The 22,417-nt window shown below is 63.7% G+C and carries 22 protein-coding genes, 1 pseudogene and 1 riboswitch; of the genes and pseudogenes, 12 read left to right on the top strand and 11 right to left on the bottom strand.

What is annotated here, in order from left to right; translation table 11 throughout:
• Positions 1 to 38 precede the first annotated feature (38 nt).
• Positions 39 to 1,064 (bottom strand): ABC transporter substrate-binding protein, encoded by a 1,026-nt coding sequence (locus CO656_RS20945; RefSeq protein ID WP_097526984.1) that lies wholly within the window; start codon positions 1,062 to 1,064, stop codon positions 39 to 41.
• A 27-nt stretch (positions 1,065 to 1,091) separates the two neighbouring features.
• On the opposite strand from CO656_RS20945, the gene CO656_RS20940 reads away from it, so the two are divergent.
• Positions 1,092 to 1,391, top strand: a complete 300-nt coding sequence (locus CO656_RS20940) for a hypothetical protein (protein WP_097526983.1) — start codon at positions 1,092 to 1,094, stop codon at positions 1,389 to 1,391.
• 280 nt (positions 1,392 to 1,671) lie between these two features.
• Here the strand turns inward: CO656_RS20940 and CO656_RS20930 are convergent, their stop codons facing one another.
• Genes CO656_RS20930 through CO656_RS30285 form a run of 4 tightly spaced genes read right to left on the bottom strand, consistent with a single transcriptional unit; the run spans position 1,672 to position 4,923 of the window.
• A complete protein-coding gene (locus CO656_RS20930) occupies positions 1,672 to 2,127 on the bottom strand; it encodes a pseudoazurin (protein ID WP_097526982.1) in 456 nt (151 codons plus the stop codon).
• Positions 2,124 to 2,927 carry an ABC transporter ATP-binding protein gene (locus tag CO656_RS20925; protein WP_097526981.1) on the bottom strand — a complete coding sequence of 268 codons (804 nt, stop codon included), beginning with the start codon at positions 2,925 to 2,927 and terminating at the stop codon, positions 2,124 to 2,126. Before CO656_RS20925 ends, CO656_RS20930 begins: the two co-directional genes overlap by 4 nt.
• Positions 2,924 to 3,952 carry an iron ABC transporter permease gene (locus CO656_RS20920; RefSeq protein WP_179864809.1) on the bottom strand — a complete coding sequence of 343 codons (1,029 nt, stop codon included), beginning with the start codon at positions 3,950 to 3,952 and terminating at the stop codon, positions 2,924 to 2,926. Before CO656_RS20920 ends, CO656_RS20925 begins: the two co-directional genes overlap by 4 nt.
• The gene (locus CO656_RS30285) at positions 3,949 to 4,923 is read right to left on the bottom strand and encodes an ABC transporter substrate-binding protein (protein ID WP_234819542.1); all 975 of its coding nucleotides are present in this window, start codon (positions 4,921 to 4,923) and stop codon (positions 3,949 to 3,951) included. Before CO656_RS30285 ends, CO656_RS20920 begins: the two co-directional genes overlap by 4 nt.
• Before the next feature lie 242 nt (positions 4,924 to 5,165).
• A riboswitch (cobalamin riboswitch) is annotated at positions 5,166 to 5,398 on the bottom strand.
• 150 nt (positions 5,399 to 5,548) lie between these two features.
• Between CO656_RS30285 and CO656_RS20910 the strand changes: the two genes are divergently transcribed.
• Positions 5,549 to 5,803 carry a hypothetical protein gene (locus CO656_RS20910; RefSeq protein ID WP_037421504.1) on the top strand — a complete coding sequence of 85 codons (255 nt, stop codon included), beginning with the start codon at positions 5,549 to 5,551 and terminating at the stop codon, positions 5,801 to 5,803.
• Between the two features lie 98 nt (positions 5,804 to 5,901).
• On the opposite strand, the gene CO656_RS30280 is transcribed toward CO656_RS20910, so the two are convergent.
• On the bottom strand, positions 5,902 to 6,039 hold the full coding sequence (locus tag CO656_RS30280; protein ID WP_158255690.1) for a hypothetical protein: 138 nt from the start codon (positions 6,037 to 6,039) through the stop codon (positions 5,902 to 5,904).
• A 76-nt stretch (positions 6,040 to 6,115) separates the two neighbouring features.
• On the opposite strand from CO656_RS30280, the gene CO656_RS30520 reads away from it, so the two are divergent.
• On the top strand, positions 6,116 to 6,289 hold the full coding sequence (locus CO656_RS30520) for a hypothetical protein (RefSeq protein ID WP_210421640.1): 174 nt from the start codon (positions 6,116 to 6,118) through the stop codon (positions 6,287 to 6,289).
• A 24-nt stretch (positions 6,290 to 6,313) separates the two neighbouring features.
• Positions 6,314 to 7,186, top strand: coding sequence for an MBL fold metallo-hydrolase (locus CO656_RS20905; protein WP_037421501.1), 873 nt, complete (start codon positions 6,314 to 6,316; stop codon positions 7,184 to 7,186).
• 54 nt (positions 7,187 to 7,240) lie between these two features.
• On the opposite strand, the gene CO656_RS20900 is transcribed toward CO656_RS20905, so the two are convergent.
• On the bottom strand, positions 7,241 to 8,314 hold the full coding sequence (locus CO656_RS20900) for a flavodoxin family protein (protein WP_234819541.1): 1,074 nt from the start codon (positions 8,312 to 8,314) through the stop codon (positions 7,241 to 7,243).
• A 156-nt stretch (positions 8,315 to 8,470) separates the two neighbouring features.
• Positions 8,471 to 9,547: a class I SAM-dependent methyltransferase gene (locus CO656_RS20895; RefSeq protein ID WP_037421498.1), complete on the bottom strand. Its 1,077-nt coding sequence runs from the start codon at positions 9,545 to 9,547 to the stop codon at positions 8,471 to 8,473.
• A gap of 156 nt (positions 9,548 to 9,703) precedes the next feature.
• Here CO656_RS20895 and CO656_RS20890 point away from each other — a divergent pair, with 156 nt between their 5' ends.
• The 3 genes and pseudogenes from CO656_RS20890 to CO656_RS20880 form a co-directional block, all read left to right on the top strand.
• Positions 9,704 to 10,753 carry a helix-turn-helix domain-containing protein gene (locus CO656_RS20890; protein ID WP_097526977.1) on the top strand — a complete coding sequence of 350 codons (1,050 nt, stop codon included), beginning with the start codon at positions 9,704 to 9,706 and terminating at the stop codon, positions 10,751 to 10,753.
• A 107-nt stretch (positions 10,754 to 10,860) separates the two neighbouring features.
• Complete coding sequence (locus tag CO656_RS20885; RefSeq protein ID WP_097527036.1) at positions 10,861 to 11,433, top strand: DinB family protein; 573 nt, start codon at positions 10,861 to 10,863, stop codon at positions 11,431 to 11,433.
• Between the two features lie 27 nt (positions 11,434 to 11,460).
• Positions 11,461 to 12,051, top strand: a pseudogene (locus CO656_RS20880) (dienelactone hydrolase family protein); the annotation flags it as partial.
• Between the two features lie 86 nt (positions 12,052 to 12,137).
• Here CO656_RS20880 and CO656_RS20875 read toward each other — a convergent pair.
• From CO656_RS20875 to CO656_RS20865, 3 genes are all read right to left on the bottom strand, one after another.
• Entirely contained in the window at positions 12,138 to 13,112 is a 975-nt protein-coding gene (locus tag CO656_RS20875) for an NAD-dependent epimerase/dehydratase family protein (RefSeq protein WP_097526975.1), read from the bottom strand.
• A 7-nt stretch (positions 13,113 to 13,119) separates the two neighbouring features.
• Positions 13,120 to 14,331, bottom strand: coding sequence for a glycosyltransferase family 4 protein (locus CO656_RS20870; protein WP_097526974.1), 1,212 nt, complete (start codon positions 14,329 to 14,331; stop codon positions 13,120 to 13,122).
• A gap of 325 nt (positions 14,332 to 14,656) precedes the next feature.
• Positions 14,657 to 18,265, bottom strand: coding sequence for a hydantoinase B/oxoprolinase family protein (locus tag CO656_RS20865; RefSeq protein ID WP_097526973.1), 3,609 nt, complete (start codon positions 18,263 to 18,265; stop codon positions 14,657 to 14,659).
• A gap of 107 nt (positions 18,266 to 18,372) precedes the next feature.
• Here CO656_RS20865 and CO656_RS20860 point away from each other — a divergent pair, with 107 nt between their 5' ends.
• The 5 genes from CO656_RS20860 (at position 18,373) to CO656_RS20840 (ending at position 22,416) form a co-directional block, all read left to right on the top strand.
• Positions 18,373 to 18,945: a winged helix DNA-binding protein gene (locus tag CO656_RS20860; RefSeq protein ID WP_097526972.1), complete on the top strand. Its 573-nt coding sequence runs from the start codon at positions 18,373 to 18,375 to the stop codon at positions 18,943 to 18,945.
• Between the two features lie 225 nt (positions 18,946 to 19,170).
• Positions 19,171 to 19,593 (top strand): potassium channel family protein, encoded by a 423-nt coding sequence (locus CO656_RS20855; protein WP_037421470.1) that lies wholly within the window; start codon positions 19,171 to 19,173, stop codon positions 19,591 to 19,593.
• A 169-nt stretch (positions 19,594 to 19,762) separates the two neighbouring features.
• On the top strand, positions 19,763 to 20,536 hold the full coding sequence (locus tag CO656_RS20850; protein WP_234819540.1) for a pseudouridine synthase: 774 nt from the start codon (positions 19,763 to 19,765) through the stop codon (positions 20,534 to 20,536).
• Between the two features lie 205 nt (positions 20,537 to 20,741).
• On the top strand, positions 20,742 to 21,719 hold the full coding sequence (locus CO656_RS20845) for a tripartite tricarboxylate transporter substrate-binding protein (protein ID WP_097526970.1): 978 nt from the start codon (positions 20,742 to 20,744) through the stop codon (positions 21,717 to 21,719).
• A 235-nt stretch (positions 21,720 to 21,954) separates the two neighbouring features.
• A complete protein-coding gene (locus tag CO656_RS20840) occupies positions 21,955 to 22,416 on the top strand; it encodes a tripartite tricarboxylate transporter TctB family protein (protein WP_037381923.1) in 462 nt (153 codons plus the stop codon).
• The last annotated feature ends 1 nt before the right edge of the window (position 22,417 follow it).

Here is a 22,417-nt window from a genome sequence, read left to right as displayed (position 1 = left end):
GCACGGGCCAACAGAGCCCGCGCCTGACGTCGAAAGGCTTACTTGAAGAGCGCTTCCGCCTCTTCGATCGTCAGCGAGCTCGTATAGGAATAGTAGCCGGGCTTGCCTTCGAGCTGCTTTGCCGCCTCCTCGACATTCTTCGAGTCGATGAACGGGATCGGCAGATAGAGGGCGTTGCCGTATTGGCCGGCCTTGGCCGGTTCCTTCAGCTCCTTGCCCTGCAGCATCAGGACCGCCACATTCAGCGCGCTCGCCATGACGCCGGGCGGGTTGACGGTGGCGCCGGAGTTTAGCTTCTCCTTGATCCAGAGGTCTATGAAGTCCTTGCGGATCTCGCCGGTCGCGGCAATCTGGTCCTTTTTGCCGGCATCCATGATCGACTTCCAAGCGCCGGCCGCCATGCCGTCCTGCACCACCACGCCGTTGATGTCCGGATAGGTGGCGAGAATGTTCTGCATCGCCTGCTGACCCTGGGCCTGGTCCCAGTTGGCGTTCACTTCGTTGACGATCTGGATATCCGGAAACTCCTTGAAGACCGACTTATAGCCGGCGACGCGCATCTCGTTGGCGGGATGCCCGGCAACGCCGTTGATTGCCACCACCTTGCCCTTGCCGTCGAGCGTCTCGGCGAGCCACTTGGCGCCGGCGGCACCCCAGGCGGTTTGGTCGATGCCGACATAGATCGCATCGGGCGAGGAGACTTCCGCGTCCGTCGCGATCACCAGGATGCCGGCCTCCTTCACCTGCGCGAAGATCGGATCGAAAGCCGTCGGGCTGTTCGGATTGACGATGATGGCATTGACGCCTTCGGCGATGAAGTTGCGAATATGGGCGATCTGCCCGGGCACGTCGACATTGGCGCTCTGCACCGAAACCTCGACGTCGACCCCCTTGTCCTTCCATTTCGCCGCGGCTTCCTTGGCCTCGTCGATCATCTGGGTGCGCCACTCGCTGCCGACCCAGCCGTTCGAAAGACCGATCTTGAAGGTTTCCGCATTGACCGCCGATGCGGAGACAACGAGGGATGCAACCGTGCCGAGCGCAAAAGCAATGAACTTCCTCATGAGATCCTCCCAAATCGTGCGAGCGTTATGAAGCCAGAAAATGTAATCGATTTCAATGGCGAGTATAAAGTTGAATCGCGACAGCCGCCGCAGGCGTCAGTGCCCGGGCGCTACGTGAATTTCCGCCGTTTCCTCAACACGACGCCGATTAGCTATCTGCGCCAGGTAGGCATGAGGGCACCCGCCGCAAAATCATCGAGCGGAGCCATCGGCGACGGTCGCCGAAATCGCACAACGCTGGGCTTCGTGCATCTCGGCCGGTTTTTCCAGGAGTACCGCGCCGCCTTCGCGTCTCGCCATTGTGCGATCTGGCCCCGCCCGGTGTGAGCGCAATGGCATTCCGCAAGGCAATGGCTTCAGGTTGAACTAAAAGCCGATCGGAGTGCCGCCCCCTCTGCCCTGCCGAGCATCTCCCCGCAAGGGGGAGATCGGGAAGCGGCGGCGCCTTTCTCGACACTCGGTGTTTTCGGAATTCGCAAGCTTTGATTGGGGCGGGGCTTCGCTTCTGTCCAATCTCCCTCCTTGTGGGGGAGATGCCCGGCAGGGCAGAGGGGGTGCCGTCGTCAGTCAATTCGATCCTGTTCCAGCGACCGGGTTGCCCCGACCGCTATTTCCCCGCCAGCTCTGCCTCGGCCTGGGCGAAGAGCGCCTCGAAGCGCGGCATCGCCCGGGCAGGAGCCTCGATCGCACGATAATTCTGCGGAAGCTCGACGTCTCCGACCTTGATCAGCATCACCATGCCCATGCCGTAGTGCGGCGAGCATTTGATGCCGTAGAATCCCGGCCGATCGAAGGTGACGACGATCTCCTCGTTGATCTTGCCCTTGAAGCCCGGATGGCCGTCCGGGAGCATGCCGTCGATCGTCGCGGCATTGTGGCTTTTGTTGGCGGCGATGTACTTGACGCTGTCGGCGGGCTGCAGCGCCAGGAAATCCGGTTCGAAGACCATCGAAACCTTTTCGCCGCGGTTCAGCATCTTGACCTCGCCGGTCTCGGCGCTGGCCATGGCCGGCATCGAGATCACGATCAGGGCGAAGAGCAGGCGCCTGGTAAGATTGATCATGAAATCCTCTTCAGCATCGGCTTTCCGGCGGCCGGTAACCCGGGCGCGCGGTAACGGATATGACAGCGGCCCTCGCTTTGGTGCTCGACGTCGACGTCGACACCGAAGACGGTGCGGATCCGCTCTTCGGTGAGGACCTCGTACGGGCGTCCCAAGGCGGCGATGCGGCCGCCGCTCATCAGCGCGATCCGGTCGCAGAACGTGGCGGCATGGTTGAGATCGTGCAGTGCCGCGACCGCCGTCAGCTGCTGCTGGCGCACCAGGTGCAGGAGACTGATCTGATGGCCGACGTCGAGATGGTTGGTCGGCTCGTCGAGGAGGAGGATTTGCGGCTGCTGTGCCAGCGCCCGGGCGATGTGCAGGCGCTGCCGCTCGCCGCCCGACAGCGTGTGCCACATCCGCGCGGCGAGCTGCGCCATGCCGACATTACGGATCGCCTCGTCGACGATGGCGTCATCCATGGCCGACCACGGCGTGAGCGGCCCGAGATGCGGCGTGCGGCCGAGTTCCACCGCCTGGCGCGCCGAGATGCGCTCGCCGGTTTCGGCCTGCTGCTCGACCAGCGCGATGCGCTTGGCGATCTGCTTCCGGCTCAGCCTGTCGACGCTCTCTCCGTCGAGCAGAACGTGACCGGACCGCGGCCGCCGCAGGCCGGCAAGCAGCGACATCAGGCTGGTCTTGCCGGAACCGTTCGGACCGACGATGCCGAGAAACTCACCGGCGGCGACGTCGAGCGAGACGTCCTCGAGGATCGAGGCGCCGCCGGCCGACCATGAGACGTTGCAAGCCGAAAGCGTCATCGAACCGTCCTGCGCTGGCTGAGGATGGCAGCGAAGGCGGGCGCGCCGACCAGCGCGGTGACGACGCCGATCGGCAGCACCTGCCCGGGAATGATGATGCGCGACACGATGTCGGCGGCGATCATGAACACCGCTCCCACCAAGGCGGAGACCGGCAGCAGCAATCCGTGCCGGACGCCGACGATCATACGGGCGATATGGGGGATGACGAGGCCGACGAAGCCGATCGACCCGACCATGCTGACCATGGTCGCCGTCATCATCGCCGATACGCCGATCAGCACGGCATAGACCCGGCGCACCGGGATGCCGAGCGAGGCGGCGGATTCGGAGCCGAAGGTGAATGCGTCGAGGGCGCGTGCGTGCCAGAGACAGACAATGAGGCCGACCAGGGCAACAGGCACTGCGAGCCAGACATCCGGCCAGCGGACGCCGGAGAGATTGCCGAGCAGCCAGAACATGATTGCCCGCGCCTGTTCCGCATTCGCCGCCTTGGTGACGATCAAGGAAGTGAGCGCGTTGAAGAGCTGCGAGCCGGCGACGCCGGCCAGAACGATCGCGCCATGACCCCTGCCCGCCCGCACCGCCAGCAGGCTGACGAGCCCGAAGGCAAGTAGCGCCCCGCCGAAGGCGCCGACCGGCAGCGTCAACAGCCCGGCGCCGATGCCGAGGACGGCGACGCCGACAGCGCCGGCCGATGCGCCCGCGGAGATGCCGAGGATATAGGGGTCGGCCAGCGGATTGCGCAGCAGCGACTGCAGCACGACGCCGGAAAGCGCCAGCGCCGCACCGCAGCTGGCAGCAGCGATGGCGCGGCTCACCCGGTAGTTCCAGATGATGCCCTCGTCGAGCGCATCGACGCCGTAGCCGGCATCCCACAGGCGGTTGGCGACCGTCTTGGCCACCACGCTCATGGGTATGGCCGTCTCGCCGATCGCCGCACCCAGCCAGAGCGCGACGAACAGCACGACGAGCGCCAGCAGGCTGGCGCTCGTCCGGGACAGGGATGGTGCGCTGCCGATCACTTGTTCAGGCCGGATTTCTCGACGGCATCGGCAAGCACCTCGATGCCCTCGATGGTCCGGATCGTCGGGTTCATCGCCTGGGCGTCCATCTCGACCACATGGCCGTCCTTCACCGCAGGCATCAGGCTCGAGACCGGATCGGACTCGAGGAACTTGTGCTTGACGGCGACGTCGTCGGCGGGGAAACGACGGCGCTCCATCTTGCCCGCGACGATCAGCGTCGGGCCGGACTTGGCGATGGTTTCCCACCCCACCGTCGGCCATTCCTCTTCGCTGTCGATGACATTCCTGATGCCGAGCGAGCGCATGATGTAACCCGGCGCGCCATTCTTGCCGGCGACATAGGGATCGATGTCGAGCTCGGCGCTCGAGAACCAGAACACTGCGGAAAGCTTGCCGTCCGCCGAAGCGATCTTCTTCTTCGCCGCTTCCTCACGCGTCTTCAGTTCGGCAACCAGCGTCTCGCCGCGCTCCTGGACGTTGAAGATCTGCGCGAGTTCGGTGATTTCCTGATAGATCAGGTCCATCGTGAACACCGAATGGCGAACGCCGTCGCCGCCGCCGGTATTGTCCTTGCCGATGCAATCGGCCGGCGACGTATAGACCGGTATTCCGAGCTCCTCGAACTGCTCCGGCTTGGCGACGATGCCCTCCGGGCCGACATGCCACTGGAACTGCGCGGTCACAAGATCCGGCTTCTTGGCGACGACGCTTTCGAAGCTCGGATCGTTGTCGGCGAGCCGTTCGACCTTGGCATTCACCTCCTCGTAGCCCTTGATGACCGGCCCGATCCAAACGGCGGTGCCGACCATCCGATCCTGGAGGCCGAGCAGGTAAAGGATTTCGGTGCTGCTCTGGCCGATCGAGACGGCCCGTTCGGGCGCCTTCTGAAACGTGACCTGACGGCCGCAATTGGTGAGCATCAGCGGATAGCTGGTTTCGGCGGCTTTCGCCTCCATGCCGATAGCCATAAGAGCGGCGGCTGCGCACAGGATGCCGTGTTTCGATTTCGCAAACAGGATTTTCATAAGCCTATTTCCCGGATTCGATGAAACGGCCGAAAGGATGCGGCCGGTCGCGGCGCGAACGGACGGAGTCAGCCCGCCTGCCGACAGTTCGGCGGCGTCGCGGAACGGGAAAGACCAGAGGCAAGGCGCGGGTCGGCGCAAGGAGAGGTCATGCTGTGTCCTGTTCCGGGCATCCCCGCCCGTGATTGGAGTGAACGCATGACGGCAGGTCTCCTGGCTTGCGGATATCTGCCGTCCACCTGCCTTCCCGCGACAATTTCGCAGTGGCATGACGCTTCTCGCGTCACGAGGATGGGCGGCAATCCGCTTACAGTTGCGGGGGCAGCCACGGTCTTGGTCCCTGTTGGGTCGTCCGCACCGTGTTCCCTATTAATCCCCTTCGCTTCATCGTAGGGGAACCGTCGCTGGCTTCCTTAATTCGTTGATCATGACTGGTCAAGGCCAGTGCTGCCTACCAACATTTCGGCGATGCCTCCACACAGTGCGGACCCCGATGCCGAGGCCGCCGCTCCCTGGGCCGCCACAATCAGGTATAATCCCGAGCGATTTCAGGTCGGGAGGAAGGACGATGTCGATCGACGCGGAACTGCAAAAAGTCGAGGCCGGATACGCGATCGAATACCTGCAGGAGCATCCGGAAGCAGGCCTCTGCTGCGAGGAACGGCGCTGCTGGATTACGCCGAACGCTAACGAGACCGATCGGCAGGCGCTGCTTCTCGATGCGGCCGAGGCCGAGCGGCTCAAGGACGACCCTCGCCTGCGGCTCGTCTCGGGTATAGCCCATGCGGGCCGGTCTCTCTGGGTGGTTCGCAGGATGACCTGACGATCCGCAGAAGACGATCAATCGCCTTGCGCGGGCCCCTGCGCAATGCCGTTGACGATCAGGCGGATGCAGCTGCGCATGAAGCCCGGCCATTCCGGTCAGCCCGGCCATTCGGGTCCCTGGCCGGTCTCGAGCGCCGCGGCGCCGAAGATCAGGTCCATGAAGATGCGCGCGGTGGGCAGCGGCTCGCCGATGTCGAGCAGTCCCCTCGCCCGGCCCTCTTCCAGCCATCGCAAACTCCTGCTGGCTGCGGTTCGCCTGCCGACAACAGCCGGCCGATCCCGAAAGACGCAGGAATGTAGGGATTTGTTAATGAATTGGCAAAAATACAACCTTTCAATGATTTATGGCACCACAACGAATCGCGAGTTTCCTAATTCCGGCCACGCAGGGCTAGAGCCAAATCATGCGCAAACCGATGTGAGCGGCGGTCAGGATGTGATAGTTCTGCGCTGCCGAGCCGCCGACCGCCGCGGCAGAGATTGAAGCCAATTTGCTCGAGAGCCTCGCATGCCAGACATGACCTCGACACTGAGAATCCTTGAACCGCATCACGGCGTCTTTGCCTACTACGACGGCCGCATCGAGGGGCGGAGACTTCATGGCGCGGAGCCGAATTGGCTCGATGACGGTGCCTACGGCTTGGGGGTCGCCTCCTATGCGGTCTTTAATGCAGGCGAGGCGATCGTCTACGACACGCATATCTCGCTTGCCCATGCGCAAGCCATCAGGCGCCATCTCGAGGGGCTCGGCGCAAGGACCATCCGGGTCGTCCTCAGCCATTGGCACAATGACCATGTCGCCGGTAATGCGGTCTTTGCCGATTGCGAAATCATCGCGCTGAAGCTGACCGCCCATCTGCTTCATGCCAATCGCGATCAACTCGCCACACGCGTCCCGCCCATCAGCCCGCTCGTCATGCCCAATCGTCTCTTTGAAACGAGGCTGGACCTTGAGGTCGGAAGTCGCCGGGTCGAGCTCCACCATTTCGACATCCACAGCGCCGACGGGACCATCCTCTGGTTGCCGGACGAGAAAATTCTTCTGGCCGGCGATACGCTCGAAGACACCGTCACCTATGTTTCCGAAGCGGAGAACACCGAGAAACACATTCGCGAGCTCGCGCGCCTGGCGACCTGGCCGATCAATCGCATCCTGCCGAACCACGGCGATCCGGATCGGATCGCGGCAGGCGGATATGAAGCGTGGCTCATCGACGCCAACCGGCGCTACCTCGAGCAGTTGATGCAGGCGGTCAAACAGGGCCGAGCCGCATCCCTCAAGGACTTTATCGCCGAGGACCTGGCAACGGGGGCCGTCTCGTATTTCGAGCCCTATGAGGCCGTGCATCGGAAGAACATCGCCGCCCTCTCCGCGCTATGAGCTTGTCCACCGCCTCGACCGTGGTTTACGGGCATCGCTTGCCGTGAGCTTCGATCACTTCTGGCGTGGCTGCGAGAGCTCCTTGCCGGCAGAGACCCACTGTCCGTTTCGCTTGAGCATCACTGCCTCCAAGAGAGTCCGCGCCGCGTTGCGGACCTCTTCCTGCACCGCCTCGTCGGCATCGAGCTCCGCATGGCTCAGCGCATAGGGCTTCCAATAGCCGATATAGCGATCCAGTTCCGCCAAGGCGCCAGCCGGTTCGAGATGCATGTAGCAGAGCCAGTCCGACAGGCTGCGCCGAACGTTCTCGACCCCTTCCACGTCTCCATGCACGATGACGGAAAAGAGCCGCCCGGCAAGATGCCGCGGATAGCTCCAGCCCTCGAGTTCGAGTGCCTTGGCAAGTGCAGCATCCTTGCCCTTCGTCAAGGTCGGATCGGCATTGCCGCCATCGGCGCAGACGAGCCGGTCCATCATCAGCTTGATCGGGGAGCTCACCTGATACCAGTTGACCGGCGTGACGATCATGATGCCATGCGCCTCGACCCACATCGGATAGATCTCGTTCATCCAGTCGTCGACCTGGCCGAGCGAATAGTTGGGGTAGCAGGAACACGGCCAATGGCACAGAGCCGGCGAGGTGGAAAAGCAGGCCTTGCACGGATGAATCACGCGACCATATTCGGAAGCGAGGCGATGCAGTTCGAGAACGGTCGTCTTCACCCCGTCCGTTCGGTCCAACGCGTCCTGCGCGATCCGCGTCAGTCTATAGGACTTCGACATCTCGCCCGGACAGGTGTGCTCGCTGCGCGACGAGCCGCTGATCAACAGGATACGCGCCGGCCCGTCCGGGTCGTCGTGGCGCATCTGCGCCGCATGTATCGCATCGCGCGCGGCGAGCCAATCGACCGACAGTTCGTAGTTCGGATCCTTGAAGGCGGCTCCGGCCTTGCGGGTACGCGGCGCCTTTCGCTGATGCTCGTAGGCATCCCATGCCGCGGCAGCGATCCTGTCCAGTTCCGGGCGAAGCGCGTCGAAGGCCTTGTCCTGGAACCGGTTGAGAAAGCGGCGGCGAAATTCGCTCTCCATGAGCCTCGGGCTTGGCGTGCCCTTGCGCGGCTCAATCATCGTCGGTTTTGTCTCAGGGCTTTTCGTCATGGCGCACGTCCAGCTGCGGTTCGTTCTCTTTATACCTGCAATCTGTAATCGAGCTCGGCAACGATTGTTCCGGGCAGTAAGGTACTGCCCGGATATTCAGGTTGATGGATCACGGAGCACGCCGCTCTAGAGACGCGCCTCAAGGATCAGGTTGAACGGCGTTTCCAGCGCGCGCCTGAAGCGGCTGAAGCCGGCCTTGCGGAACACGTCCTCAAGGCGCGCTTCGCCGGCCTGGGCGCCGAGCACCAGGCGGCCGCCGTCGGCGATCGCATGGGCGCAGCAGATCGTCGTCGAGGCGGCATAGTAGATTCGCGCCACCGGCGAGACATTGTCCTCGACCCGGTCCTTGGCGAAGGGCTCGACCAGCATCACGGTGCCGCCCGGTGCGATGGCTTTCGCGGCATGCGAGGCCGCGGCGACCGGATCGCCCATATCGTGCAGGCAATCAAAGAAGCAGATGAGATCGTAGCCGGTAGCCGGGTAATCGTCGGCGCAGGCGGTCGCAAAGCTTGTCCGCTCGGCAACGCCTGCCAACGCCGCGATCTTCCAGGCCTCCGCCACCGAATCCAGGTGGTTGTCGAAACCGCGGAACTCGGAGGCCGGGAACGCCTCGGCCATCAGCACCGTCGAGTGGCCGTGGCCGCAGCCAACATCGGCGACGCGTGCGCCGGCTTTGAGCTTCTCGACGACGCCGTCGAGCGCCGGCAGCCATTCGGAAACCAGGCTCGCCTTGTAGGCATTGCGGTAGAAGGCCGCGACCCCGCAGAAGAGCTTCCCGTCATGGTCGCCCCAGGCAATGCCCCTGCCGGTTCGGAAGGCCTCGAGCGCCTTCTCCTCGTCCGTCCACATGGACGCTGGCACCGCCCAGGCGTTCGGGATGAAGTAGGGACTGTCCTCGTCGGCCAGCACAAGCGCCTGCTCCGGCGCCAGCTCATAGGTATCACTCACCGCATGATAGCCGACATAGCCGCCGGCAAGCTGCGAGCCCAGCCATTCGCGCACATAGCGCTCGGCGCAGCCGGCGCGGCCCGCGAGCTCCCGCGAGGTGAGCGGGCCGGCTTCCGCCATCGCCTTGTATAGGCCGAGCCGGTGGCCGAGACTCACCATCACGCCGCCATAGCCAGCCGAGAGGTCGCCGATCGCGCGGGCGACGAACGCGTCGAGCTTGGCGGCGTCCACGCTTCCTTTCCGGGTCTGTTGCATATTCGTCTCTCCTCCATGGGCGCCGATGAATTTCGGCGATGGTCGAGGATCGCAGCAATCGCGGTTGAGCGGCAGAGCCGATCGGTCCACAATCGGGCCGTTTGCGCCACAGGCCGTCTGTTTGCGCGTCGTCGTTAACCAACCGGGGAATTCGAGATGCCAGGCCAGAGAGCCGAGACCGGCACGCAGCCCATCCACGTCAGCCTCGTCGCCATCCCCGAGGCGGTGGTCTCGACGCTGACCGGCATCTTTGACGTTATGAACGCCTTCGCTGTGATGGCGCCGCTCGGCCATGCACCGCTCGACCCGCCGCCCTTCCGGGTCGAGATCGTCGGACTGGAGCAGGGACCGCTGCAGCTCGCCAGCCACGTGCCGATTTCCGTCCAGCGCAGCGTCGCCTCGCTCGTGGCGACTGATATCGTCATTGTCCCCTCGGTCCTGCTCGGACCGGAAGGCTGGAAAAAGGGCCTGCACACAGAGCTGGTCGACTGGCTCCAGGCGATGCACCGGCGCGGCGCGCTTCTCTGCTCCGCCTGCTCCGGCATCTTTCTGCTCGCCGAAACCGGGCTCTTCGACGGCGTCGACGCAACGGTGCATTTCGGCTACGCACGCGCCTTCGAGTCTGCCTTTCCCAGGGTGCCGATTCGGCCCGAACAGGTGCTGGTCGTCTCCGGCAAACGCGAGGAACTGATCAGCTCGGGCGCCTCGATGACCTGGCACGATCTGGTACTCTATCTGATCGCCCGCCATGCCGGCGCGACCGCAGCGCAGGCCGTTGCGCGGCTCTTCGCGCTGCAATGGCACCAAGACGGGCTCGCCCCCTATATGACCTTCGAGGGACGCAAGGACCATCACGATCTCGCCATCAGCGCCGCGCAGGATTGGCTTGCCACGCATTTCCCGGTCGCCAATCCGCTGGAAGAGATGATCCGCCTCACCGGGCTGAGCGAGCGCACCTTCAAGCGCAGGTTCACCGGCGCGACGGGCTTGAGCCCGATCTCCTATGTGCAGCGGCTGAGGATCGAGGAAGCCAAGCGCCGGCTCGAGCGGACGGAGGCCCCGGTCGACGAGATCAGCTGGCAGGTGGGCTATGAGGAACCGGCCTTCTTCCGCCGTCTTTTCAAGCGGCTGACGGGGGTGACGCCGGGAAGCTATCGCCGCCGCTTCAAGATCCCGGAATTCGCGCAGCCGCGCCGGGAGAGCTGAGGCGCATCGGACTCCTGAGCTTGCATGAAGCCCTTGCCCGCATCTTCTCGTTGACCTCGACCGCAGCAGCCGCCACAAAAGTGTCGACGCATGAAAACGAGGCAATCATGGACAGAACGACCTTCTCACCGGATCTCGTCTGCCGGCCCTATCGCCAGCTGGCCCGCAATGCGCGCCTTGCCAATGCGCGCCTCGACCGCGCCTGCATGGCACTGCAGCCCGGCGAATGGGAGGCGGCGCGGACCTCCTTCTTTCCTTCGCTGAAGGAAACCATGGTGCACCTCCTGAATGCCGATCGCTACTATATCGACACGCTGCGGGGCGATCTGGCGGGCCCGCCGAACCCGCCCGGCAGCCGCGCCACCCCCGCCGAATTCGCGGCCGAGCGGGCGGAGGTCGACGACTGGCTGGTCGATTTCTGCGAGACGCTGACCCTCGAGGTACTGTCGCGGAAGATAAGTATCCCTTGGCCGGACCGGACGCTGACCGAGACCGTCGCCGACACCCTGCTGCACGTCTTCCTGCACGGCCAGCACCATCGCGGCCAAATCCATTCGATGCTCTCCGGCACCAGCGTTCCGCCGCCGCAGATCGACGAATTCATCCTGGCGGACAATGCTGAAGCGCGGGTGGAGGACCTCGCCGCGCTGGACTGGAGCGAGACCCTACTGATGCGATAGGCTGACCGCCCGGTTTGCTGCACCGACATTGCCACCAGCACGAGAGATATGAGAATGGCGACCGTAATCCTCTTCCATTCTGCCTACGGTCTGCGCCCGCTCGAGCGCGATGCTGCCGAGCGCCTGGCCGCGGCCGGTCACCAGGTGGTAACGCCGGATCTTTACGATGGCCGCGTTGCCGGCTCGATCGGCGAGGCTGTCGCCCTGAGGGACGGGATCGGCTGGCGAACGCTTTTCGAGCGAGCCGAACGGGCAGTCGCCGACCTGCCGGCAACGGCAGTGCTCGGCGGATTTTCTATGGGCGCAGCCGTCGCCGCAACCCTCTGGGCAAAGCGTCCCAAAACCGCCGGACTGCTCTTCCTGCACAGCATCGCCGAACTCCCCGCCAATGCCCGAACCGGCGTGCCTTTGCAGCTGCACCTTGCCGATCCGGACCCCTTCGAGCCGGCCGAGGAGGTTGCTGCCTGGAGGGCTGCCGCGGCAGAAACGCCGATCGCCCTCGAAATCTTCACCTATCCCGGTGCCGGCCATATCTACACCGACCCCACCCTCGCTGACCACGACGCCGTGGCCGCAAGACTGACATGGGATCGTGTCGAGCGTTTCCTCGCCCGCTTGCAAGATCCGGCAAGGTCATTCCGAGCTGAGTCATGTTTACAATACGTTCGATCGCAGCAGGATGTTGATCGGCTCTTATCCTGCCCCTATCGGTGGGTCGCCCGCGCACGGAGAACGTCCAGCGAACGCCTGATTCCGTCTTTAAGGCTAACTTGCGGCGCGAGCCCGAAGTGCCGTTGAAGCTCGGTGTCCCCGCACCGGAAAAACACCCCTTCGGGACGACTGGTTGTTCCGACGATTTTCGGCGACCAGCCGAGCTCTTCGCTTATCAGACCAGCGAGTTCGATGAATGACGTCGCACAGCCGGTTGAAACGTTTAGGCTCCTTCCTGTCGGCAGCAGGTCCATTGTGCGCCAGACAAAGTCGACGCAATCGGAGATGTGAATGAAGTCACGGCGCTGACGGCCGCTGCCCCAGACGGTCACCTCGGCTGCTCCCCGTTGCTTGACGAGCCTCCGGCAAATTGCCGGAAACGGATAGGCAAGGTCCTGATCTTCGCCGTAGCCGCTGAAAGGCCGGTACGCGATGGCGCGGCCGCCATAGCGCTCGACATATAGCTTCATGAGATACTCGCCGGTCAGCTTGGTCCAGCCATAACTCAAATCAGGAACGCCAAGCGAGCGTTCGAACGAAATCATGTCTTCCGAGAGCGGCGTCTGCATTTCCTCGGTCTGAAACGCCACGGGATAGGCTGCGCTGGAGCTGAAATAGACAACATTGCCGGGCTTGTGCTCGCTCGCCCATCGCCACAGCGCAGCATCGACCGCCAGATCTTCGACGACCAGAAGCGTTTCATTCTCGAGCGTCATTCGCCCGCCGACGAGAGCCGCAAGATGAAAGACGTAGTCGAAGTGTTCGCAGGAAGTTTCGAAGTAGGATCTACAATCCTCCTCGATAAAGACGAAGTTCACGCTCGGACGCCTCCAACGAAGCGGGTGCTTTGCGCCTGTTCCTGGCTTCAACGAATCAACACAGACGACATCCAGCCCCTCCGCAAGAAGCCGATCACAAAGATGCCGTCCGACGAAGCCGCATCCGCCTGTCACAAGTGCTCGTGCCATGGTCCTCCTAGACTAACTGAAGGGCAGATTCGCCCCTATAAATGCCAATTAACTGACGTTCCCACTCTTTGCGACTTGGAGCGACTTTCTTGCCGAAGGCCCGTGCACCTTCGGCCAGCTTTCTCACAAGACTATCGCTCTTGATTTTAACCAGAGCCTCGGCGAGCGAGCCCGCATCTCCGCTCTCGAAGATGAGGCCCGCGCCATTGCTTTCGATCTCCTCGGCAATCAACGCGTTGCTGCTTACGATCACGGGAATTCCACTCATCAATGCCTCGGCCGCCACCAGGCCGTATGGCTCCGGCATTCGCGACGGCATGACGAATGCGCGCGCCTGGGCGGCCGTTTCGGATACCATTTCGTCATCGAGCCAGCCCGGCACCCAGCAATGGGGAAGGGCCTTCTGCATTTCGGCGAGCAAAGGGCCGCGGCCGATCAGGGTTGCTGCCTGGCCCGTCATTCGCAAAGCCTCACCAAGGGTGCGGACGCCTTTCTCCCAGGTCATCCGTCCGAGGAAGACGATGCGCTCTCTGCGCCACGGCTCCGTCGACAGCCGCGTCAAAGGTTCCGTGGGCGTACGCAATGTGGTGAAATGCCGGAGAGGACCCGACTTCAGGTAGGTTTCCATGCCTTCGTGCGCCAGCACTACTTCGACGCGTTCCCAGAATGCGTCGCCAGCGCCTGATTGGACGAGGCTTCGGCGAAAGCGCCAGAGCTTATGGAAATAGTTTCGCTTGTCACAATTGGTTAAGAGACAATCGAGGGACATCGGCTTTAGATTACAGATCGCGCCGCTCCTGAAATTCAGGCGTCCGCCGTTCGGGCAATTCAGAAAATAGTCATGCGCCGTGATGATGACCCTCGCCTTGCTCGCTGCGAGAGCATGGAAGATGGACGGCGACAATATCTGGTTCCATCCATGGACGTGGACAACAGTCTCTTCCTGGCTTTCGGACAACAATGCTGAAAGCATTTCATAGGCACGTTTGTTGAAATGCTTGTCGAATATATCGGCGATGCTGTGTCCGTCTCTCAACGGTCTTTCGCCCAACGCGATCGTGCGCACGGCAACGTCCAGTTCCTTCACACCGACGCCGTCATCCCCGACAAAAAACGTGCAGTCGATGCCGGCATTTCGGCATGCTTGCAGGCACTGGACTGCGACCTTTGTTGCGCCGCCGCGCACGACCGATACGTCATTTATGACTATAAGGCGCATATCCCAGGACCATCGCAAATGGTACGCGCGCCCGGCACGGGCGCATACTTTTAGCTCATAAGCTAGACTTCCCGCCGCTCAATGAGGCGCCATTTTGGGGTCGATTGCAATTCAGCCTTTTTCACTATCGGGTGGTGTCAAATTCATTAAGTCGCCGTGACGGACGAGGAATCCCCGACTTTGATCAGGGCTCAACTGAGCCATTTACGGTGGCACTCGCCCATGCCCGCGGAGGGAGCGACCGCGGCCACTGACGGAGCGGGTCGTGCGGCTGCTGTTGACGCAAAGTGGTAAGTTGCCGGTGGTGCTGTCCGAACCCGCAACTTCACGCCTTCCCGTAGCCGCCTCCCGTCGGCGTCACCACCGTGAAGGCCTCGCCCGGCTCGAGCACCGTATGCGCCGAGCCGGCGAATTCCTCGATCCGGCCGTCATTGCGGCGGACATAGTTGCGGCCGAGTTCGCCGGGTTCTCCGCCCTTCAGCCCGAAGGGACGGATTCGCCGGTGGCCGGAAAGGATGGCGAAATCCAGCCGCTCCCGGGCACGGATCGTTCGCTGCGTGCCATCGCCGGCCGACCACTTGCCGCGGCCGCCGGAGCCCTTGCGGATATGGAAATCCTCGAGCACCACCGGAAAGCGCGTCTCGAGGATCTCCGGATCGGTAAGCCGCGAATTGGTCATATGGGTGTGGACGGCGTCGGCACCGTTGTATCCGGGACCGGCCGGCGCGCCGGAGCAGATCGTCTCGTAATACTGGTAGCTGGCATTGCCGAAGGTCAGATTGTTCATCGTCCCTTGCGCCGCCGCCTGCGCCTCGACGGCGCCGAACAGGCAATTGGTGACCGCCTGGCTGACCTCGACATTGCCGGCGACGACGGCCGCCGGATAGCGCGGCGAAAGCATCGTGCCCTCCGGGATGACGATGCGGATCGGCCTCAGGCAGCCGGCATTCATCGGGATATCCGCCTCGACCAGCACCCGGAAGACGTAAAGCACCGCCGCACGCGTCACCGGCTCCGGCGCGTTGAAATTGTCGGCGCGCTGCTCGGAAGTGCCGGTGAAGTCGACCGTCGCCTCACGCCTCTCGCGGTCGACGGTGATCTTCGCGACGATCCGGCAGCCCTGGTCCATCTCGTAGGAGAATTCGCCCTCGCTCAACTGGTCGAGGACGCGGCGGACGCTTTCGGCAGCATTGTCCTGTACATGGCCCATATAGGCCTCGACAACCTCTTCGCCGAACTGGGCGATCATCTTCTTGAGTTCCGCCACGCCCTTCTCGTTGGCGGCGACCTGCGCCTTCAGATCGTTGACGTTCTGCAGGATGTTGCGCACCGGATAGCGCGCGCCGGTGAGCAGCCTTTCCAGTTCCGCTTCTGAGAAGCGGCCCCGGTCGATCAGCTTGAAATTGTCGATATAGACGCCCTCCTCCTCGATATTGGCGGCGAGCGGCGACATCGAGCCCGGCGAGATGCCGCCGATGTCGGCGTGGTGGCCGCGGCTTGCCACCCAGAAGCGGGTCGCCCGGCCCTCATTGTCGAAGACCGGCGTGCAGACCGTCAGGTCCGGCAGATGCGTGCCGCCGTTATAGGGGGCGTTGATCAGGAACACGTCGCCCGGATGGGTGACCGGGTTTTCGCGGATCGCGGTGGCGACGGACGCATCCATCGAGCCAAGATGCACCGGCATGTGCGGCGCATTGGCGACGAGATTGCCTCTGTTGTCGAAGACCGCGCAGGAGAAATCGAGACGCTCCTTGATGTTCACCGAATAGGCGGTGTTCTGCAGCGTTACGCCCATCTGCTCGGCGATCGACATGAAGAGGTTGTTGAAGATTTCCAGCATCACCGGATCGGCCCTGGTGCCGATCGCCGTTCGCGCCGGCAGCGGCTTGATGCGCGTGAGCACGATATGGTCCCTGGCGGTCAGTTTCGCCTGCCAGCCGTCCTCGACGACGATCGTCTGGTTCGCCTCGATGACGATCGCCGGGCCGGTCAGCGTCTCGCCGGGCTTGATTTCCGAGCGCAGCGCCACCGGCGCGTCGTGGAACTGGCCTTGCGAATAGAAACGGGTTTGTCGGCTAACGACCGCCTCGCCTGAAGCTGTCGCCAGACCGTCCGTTTCCATCTGCACCGCCCCGCCGCCGACCGTCTCGACCTCGGCGGCATCGATCACCAGCGGCTTGTTCTCGGCGATGAAGCCGAAGCGGCGCCTATGCAGCGTCTCGAATCCGGCGCGCAGACGGGCCGCATCGTCAATCTCGGGAAAGCGCGCCTCGACGGCGAGCACCGTGTCGGTCCCGGCATAGCGGATATGGGCGCGAAGATGCGTGCGAATGCGGTCGCGGCCAATCCCTTGCGCGTCGAGTTCCGCCAGGCATTCGACCTGCAGGTCCGCACCGAGCCCGGCGAGCGCCTGCGGCCCGACATCGTCGAGCGCGACGCCAAGCGCCTTCTGCCGCGTCGCGCGGATATCGGCGAGGCCCATGCCGTAGGCGGAAAGCAGGCCCGACATCGGATGCAGCAGGATGCTCGTCATGCCGAGCGCATCTGCGACGAGGCAGGCGTGCTGGCCGGCCGCGCCGCCGAAGCAGTTCAGCGCGTAGCGGGTCACGTCGTAACCGCGCTGCACGGAAATCTTCTTGATCGCCTCGACCATGTTGGCAACCGCAATGCGGATGAAGCCGTCGGCGACGTCTTGCGGGGTGCGGCCGTCGCCGATCTCGGCCGCAAGCGCCGCGAACCGGGCCCGCACCGTTTCGACGTCGAGCGGCAGGTTCTGATCCGGCCCGAAAATCGCCGGGAAAAATTCCGGCATCAGCTTGCCGAGCATGACATTGGCGTCGGTGACGGCGAGCGGCCCGCCGTTGCGGTAGCAGGCCGGGCCCGGATTGGCGCCGGCCGAACCCGGCCCGACGCGGAAGCGCTCGCCGTCAAAATGGAGGATCGAGCCGCCGCCGGCCGCGACCGTATGGATCAACATCATCGGCGCCCGGACGCGCACACCCGCGACTTCCGTCTCGAAGGCGCGTTCGTATTCGCCGTCGAAATGGGCGACGTCGGTCGAGGTGCCGCCCATATCGAAGCCGATGACGCGGTCGAAGCCCGCCGCCTCGCCGGTCCTCGCAAGTCCTACGACGCCTCCCGCCGGCCCGGAAAGGATCGCGTCCTTGCCCTGGAACATGTCCGCGGCGGTGAGCCCGCCGGACGACATCATGAACATCAGCCGGGCGCCCGCCCGGGCAACGTCCAGTTCTTCCGAAACCTGTGCCACATAGCGGCCGAGCACCGGCGAGAGGTAGGCGTCGATGACCGTCGTGTCGCCGCGGCCGACATATTTGACGAGCGGTGAGACCTCGTGGCTTGCAGAAACCTGCGCAAAGCCGGTCTCGCGGGCAAGCCGCGCGACGGCCGCCTCATGCTCGGGAAAGCGGTAGGCATGCATGAAGACGATGGCGACCGATCGGTAGCCGCTCGCCTTCAGCGCTTCCAGCGCCCGCCGCGCTTCCGTTTCGTCGAGCCCCTTTTCAATCGTCCCGTCGGCGAGCACGCGTTCGTCGAGCTCGACGACCTCCGAATAGAGCGCCTCCGGCTTGATGATTTCGGTAGCGAAGATTTTCTTGCGCTCCTGGTAGCCGATCCGCAGCGCATCGCGAAAGCCGCGCGTGGTGATCAGCGCCAGCCGCTCCCCCTTGCGCTCCAGCAGCGCATTGGTGGCGACGGTGGTGCCCATCCTCACCTCGCCGATCAGTCCGGCCGGCACCGGCTCGCCGGCGGCAAGGCCGAGGTGCAGGCGGATGCCGTGGACGGCGGCGTCGCGATAGGCGCCGGGATTTTCCGAAAGCACCTTCAGCGCATGCAGCCTGCCTTCCGGGTCGCGGCCGATCACATCGGTAAAGGTGCCGCCGCGATCCACCCAGAAGTCCCACGTTGCAGCCATCGTCGTCTCTCCACGCTGAAATGCCAGTTCCGCTTGGCCCCAACAAAAGCATTTTATTGACAATTTGTCGATAAAATGTTGTCGTCGCGCAGATCAGGAGTGTGCCGATGACCAAGAAGCGGGAGCGCGAAAAGCGGGCCGGAGCCCTTCCGCCCGACCATCCGGAATCCGTCTCCGCCATCGGCCCGATCGTGTCGTCGGCTCACCTTGCCGAAGGCGGTTCGCCCGGGCTTTCCGAAGTGGAATACGGCCTGATCCTCGCCTCGCATGCCTTCCAGCGCTGGATGGTGCGCTGCATGGCCGCCGCCGGCGTTCCTGGCCTCTCGGCGATGGAAATCATGATCCTGCATACGATCCGGCATCGCGACCGGGGCAAGAAGCTCGCCGACATCTGCCTCGTCCTCGACATCGAGGACACCCATGTGGCGACCTATGCGATCCGCAAGCTCGAGGGTGCCGGCCTTGTGACGACCGGCCGGCAAGGCAAGGAGAAGACGATCCGCATCACCGAGAAGGGCGCCGAGGCCTGTGCCCGCTATGCCCAGATCCGCGAGCGCCTGCTCGTCGCCTCGACCGCCAGAGCCCGTCCGCCGGAGGAGACCCTCTCGGAGATCGCCACCGTGCTGCGCTTCCTCTCCGGCGCCTACGAGCAATCGGCCCGCGCCGCGACAACGCTATGAAGGGCAATCATGCTGATATTCCGCGGTGAAGGAAAGAGCCGCGACGGCCATGGCCCGATGCCTGGGCACGCATCACGCCGCCTCTGGCAAAGTTGCAACCGAAGCAGGCGATGGTGGCAAGCGCCTTCGATGGTCACGGGGCAACAATCGCTGTAGCACTTTAATTCGCTGCATGTTTCTATCCCTGGATCGGCTCCGATCCAACGAAGCTGCGAGGGGGCATCAGTGATTTTCCGGCTGGTCATCGCCTGTGGTTTGATCGCGTCGACGGTGGCCATTCAGGCGTTTTTCATGTCTGCCGGGCTGCACGCCTTCCGGTCGTTGGAGAAGCACCGGACCTATATCCTTCACCGCTATCCGACCCTCGTAACCGTGGCGTGGGTCATTTACCTGATCATTCCGATCGTAATCGATGTCTGCCTCTGGGCCGCTTTCTATTATCTTGCGCAGACGCTTCCGAGCATCGAAGAGGCGCTCTACTTCTCAACCGTCACCTTCACGACGGTCGGCTACGGCGACATCGTGCTCGGCAAGGACTGGCGTCAGGTCGCCACCTTCGAGGCGATCAATGGCTGGATCATCTTTGGCTGGGCCACGGCTCTGATGATGGCGGTGATCCAGCGCCTCTATTTTCGCCCAGATCACTGATCGGTTTCGGGCCGCAAGCGATCGATGAAATGGCGCGATTGCCTCGCCGCCGGATCTCTCAGCCGATAGGGGCGGCAAGCCAGAGATTTCACTCTGGCCCCGTGGCGCCGACTGTGCCACAGGAACCGATACAACAGCCGCGGAGATTGACGTGAAGCAGCGCCGCCCCTTGCGAGGCAGGAAAACGGCCGGGATCAAAGCCGACGGCGAACACGCCGGCAAGCGCGTCACCCTTGCCCGGGCGCTTTCCAAGGTCGGCTACTGCTCGCGCAGCCAGGCCGAGAAGCTGATCGCCGAGGGCCGCGTCAGCGTCGGCGGCAGGAAGACGACCGACCTTGCGCATTGGGTGGATATCGATAAGGACCGGATCGCCGTCGACGGAACGGCGATCGCGGCCGAGGCGAAGATTTATCTGATGCTGAACAAGCCGCGCGGCCTCGTCACAACGCGCGACGATCCCCAGGGGCGGCCGACGGTGTTCGATTGCCTCGGCGAGGTCGATGCGCGCTTCCTCTCGCCGATCGGCCGACTCGACAAGGCGAGCGAGGGGCTGCTGCTCTTCACCAACGACACGGTGCTGGCGCAGCGCCTACTCGATCCCGCCACCCATCTCGGCAAGATCTACCACGTCCAGGTCCGCGGCCTCTTCGATGAGGCCTCGATGCAGGCGATGCTCGGCGGCGTGAGCGAGGGCGGCGAGTTTTTGACGGCAACGCATGTCCGGGGCTTGAGGAGCGGCGACAGGAACTCCTGGATCGAGGTCGAACTGCAGGAGGGCCGCAACCGCCAGATCCGCCGCATGCTGGACGCGCTCGGCTTCGAATGCCTGCGGCTCATCCGCGTCGCAATCGGCGAGATCAATCTCGGCGACCTGCCGAAGGGGCGAAGCCGGCTGCTGACGGACGCGGAGGTCCAGTATCTGAGACGACGCACGGGCGGTTGAACTGTGCCGATGGGTGGGAATCCACCCATCACGGAACGGCTTTGTTTCCAATTCCACCCATCACCCGGCGACTGGCACGACAAATGCGCGAAACCGCCGCGCTAGGCGGTTGTCTGTGCTAAAATCCCGTTTGTTAATGGCTGCAACCAGGACCGGCGGGAGGAACCGTGCCGGCTGGTGGACAAAGTCATCCGGGAGGAAAAAGATGAAAATATTGAACGCGCTTCTTGGCGCCGTCGCCGCCGTTTCCCTGTTTGCCGCTTCGGCCAGCGCCCAAACCTATCCGGAGCGCACGATCACCATGGTGGTGCCCTTCTCGGCCGGGGGCCCGACCGATACGGTTGCCCGTCTCGTCGCCGAGTCCATGTCGAAGGACCTCGGTCAGCAGATCATCGTCGAGAATGTCGGCGGCGCCGGCGGCACGCTCGGTGCGGGCCGCGTCGCCCAGGCCGATCCGGACGGCTATACGGTCCTGCTTCACCATATCGGCATGGCAACCAGCGCGACGCTCTATCGCAAGCTTGCCTATGACACGCTGAACGCCTTCGAATATGTCGGCCTCGTCACCGAAGTACCGATGACCATCGTCGCCCGCAAGGATTTCGAGCCGACCGATCTCAAGGGGCTGATCGAATACGCCAAGGCCAACAAGGACACGGTGACGGTCGCCAATGCCGGCATCGGCGCCGCCTCGCATCTCTGCGGCATGATGTTCATGGACGCGATCGACACCCAGCTGACCACCGTCCCCTATAAGGGCACCGGTCCGGCGATGACCGATCTGCTCGGCGGCCAGGTCGACATAATGTGCGACCAGACGACCAACACCACGAAGCAGATCCAGGGCGGCACGATCAAGGCCTATGCCGTCACTTCGCCGAAGCGCCTGAAGATCTTCCCCGAGCTGCCGACGGCTGAAGAAGCCGGTCTTGCCGGCTTCCAGGTCGGCATCTGGCACGGCATCTATGCGCCGAAGGGAACCCCTGCCGAGGTGACGGACCGGCTGTCGAAGTCGCTGCAGAAGGCGCTCAAGGACGAGAACGTCGCGGCCCGCTTCGGCGAACTCGGCACCGAACCGTCGAGCGAGGCGGACGCCACCCCGGCGGCGCTGAAGGCCAAGCTTGAAAGCGAGATCGCCCGCTGGAAGCCGGTGATCGAGGCCGCCGGCCAGTACGCCGACTAATCGGCTCCCGCGAGCCGCCGCCGATCCTGTTCTCCGATTAGAGCGGTACGGCGACGGCATCGCCTCCGGCCGGCCGTGCTGTGGGGCAACGGCTGGCCGGAGAAATCGGCGGGCTTCCGGAAAAGTTGACAGCCGTCAACTTGCGGGGGACGCTGAGCACAGCCGGACAAGAAGCGAGGACATCGCCAAGATCAGGACGTCCGCGGCCGCGTCCGAACGAGAACATGGGGACAAGATGAAAGCCATCTCCTTCGATACCACCAACGCGCTGTGCGGGAGTATCCTGACGGCCGTCGGTCTTTTTTTCGCCTGGCAGTCCTTCGGGCTCGAGCTCGGCACCGCCTTCCGCATGGGCCCGGGCTATTTCCCGCTGCTGCTTTCCGTCGTCCTGACGCTGCTCGGCGTCATCATCCTGGTGCAGTCGGCCCGGGTGAACCACGAGCCGATGGGACCGATCGCCATCCGCGGCATGCTCTTCATCCTGCCGGCGCCGATCTTCTTCGGCCTGACGGTCCGCGGACTGGGCTTCGTGCCGGCCGTCTTCCTGACGGCGCTGATCGCCTGTTTCGCCTCGCATCGGATGAAGCCGCTCTGGGCGGTGGCGGTCTCGCTGGGGCTCGCGATCTTCTCGGTCGCCGTCTTCAGCTACGGCCTCAACCTGCCGTTCGAGCGTTTCGGCCCCTGGGTCCGGTTCTAGG

The organism is Sinorhizobium sp. FG01, assembly GCF_002531875.1.
GTDB classification, from domain to species: Bacteria; Pseudomonadota; Alphaproteobacteria; order Rhizobiales; family Rhizobiaceae; genus Sinorhizobium; species Sinorhizobium fredii_C.
The sequence above is the reverse complement of the archived record's forward strand: the minus strand, read 5'-3'. Positions and strand labels throughout refer to the sequence as shown.

Bases quoted from the DNA above. Each gene is read 5' to 3' on its own strand.
- CO656_RS20945 (WP_097526984.1), bottom strand. From the start codon at position 1,064: ATGAGGAAGTTCATTGCTTTTGCGCTCGGCACGGTTGCATCCCTCGTT.
- CO656_RS20940 (WP_097526983.1), top strand. From the start codon at position 1,092: ATGAAGCCAGAAAATGTAATCGATTTCAATGGCGAGTATAAAGTTGAA.
- CO656_RS20930 (WP_097526982.1), bottom strand. From the start codon at position 2,127: ATGATCAATCTTACCAGGCGCCTGCTCTTCGCCCTGATCGTGATCTCG.
- CO656_RS20925 (WP_097526981.1), bottom strand. From the start codon at position 2,927: ATGACGCTTTCGGCTTGCAACGTCTCATGGTCGGCCGGCGGCGCCTCG.
- CO656_RS30285 (WP_234819542.1), bottom strand. From the start codon at position 4,923: ATGGCTATCGGCATGGAGGCGAAAGCCGCCGAAACCAGCTATCCGCTG.
- CO656_RS20910 (WP_037421504.1), top strand. From the start codon at position 5,549: ATGTCGATCGACGCGGAACTGCAAAAAGTCGAGGCCGGATACGCGATC.
- CO656_RS30520 (WP_210421640.1), top strand. From the start codon at position 6,116: ATGAATTGGCAAAAATACAACCTTTCAATGATTTATGGCACCACAACG.
- CO656_RS20905 (WP_037421501.1), top strand. From the start codon at position 6,314: ATGCCAGACATGACCTCGACACTGAGAATCCTTGAACCGCATCACGGC.
- CO656_RS20900 (WP_234819541.1), bottom strand. From the start codon at position 8,314: ATGATTGAGCCGCGCAAGGGCACGCCAAGCCCGAGGCTCATGGAGAGC.
- CO656_RS20895 (WP_037421498.1), bottom strand. From the start codon at position 9,547: ATGCAACAGACCCGGAAAGGAAGCGTGGACGCCGCCAAGCTCGACGCG.
- CO656_RS20890 (WP_097526977.1), top strand. From the start codon at position 9,704: ATGCCAGGCCAGAGAGCCGAGACCGGCACGCAGCCCATCCACGTCAGC.
- CO656_RS20885 (WP_097527036.1), top strand. From the start codon at position 10,861: ATGGACAGAACGACCTTCTCACCGGATCTCGTCTGCCGGCCCTATCGC.
- CO656_RS20875 (WP_097526975.1), bottom strand. From the start codon at position 13,112: ATGGCACGAGCACTTGTGACAGGCGGATGCGGCTTCGTCGGACGGCAT.
- CO656_RS20870 (WP_097526974.1), bottom strand. From the start codon at position 14,331: ATGCGCCTTATAGTCATAAATGACGTATCGGTCGTGCGCGGCGGCGCA.
- CO656_RS20865 (WP_097526973.1), bottom strand. From the start codon at position 18,265: ATGGCTGCAACGTGGGACTTCTGGGTGGATCGCGGCGGCACCTTTACC.
- CO656_RS20860 (WP_097526972.1), top strand. From the start codon at position 18,373: ATGACCAAGAAGCGGGAGCGCGAAAAGCGGGCCGGAGCCCTTCCGCCC.
- CO656_RS20845 (WP_097526970.1), top strand. From the start codon at position 20,742: ATGAAAATATTGAACGCGCTTCTTGGCGCCGTCGCCGCCGTTTCCCTG.
- CO656_RS20840 (WP_037381923.1), top strand. From the start codon at position 21,955: ATGAAAGCCATCTCCTTCGATACCACCAACGCGCTGTGCGGGAGTATC.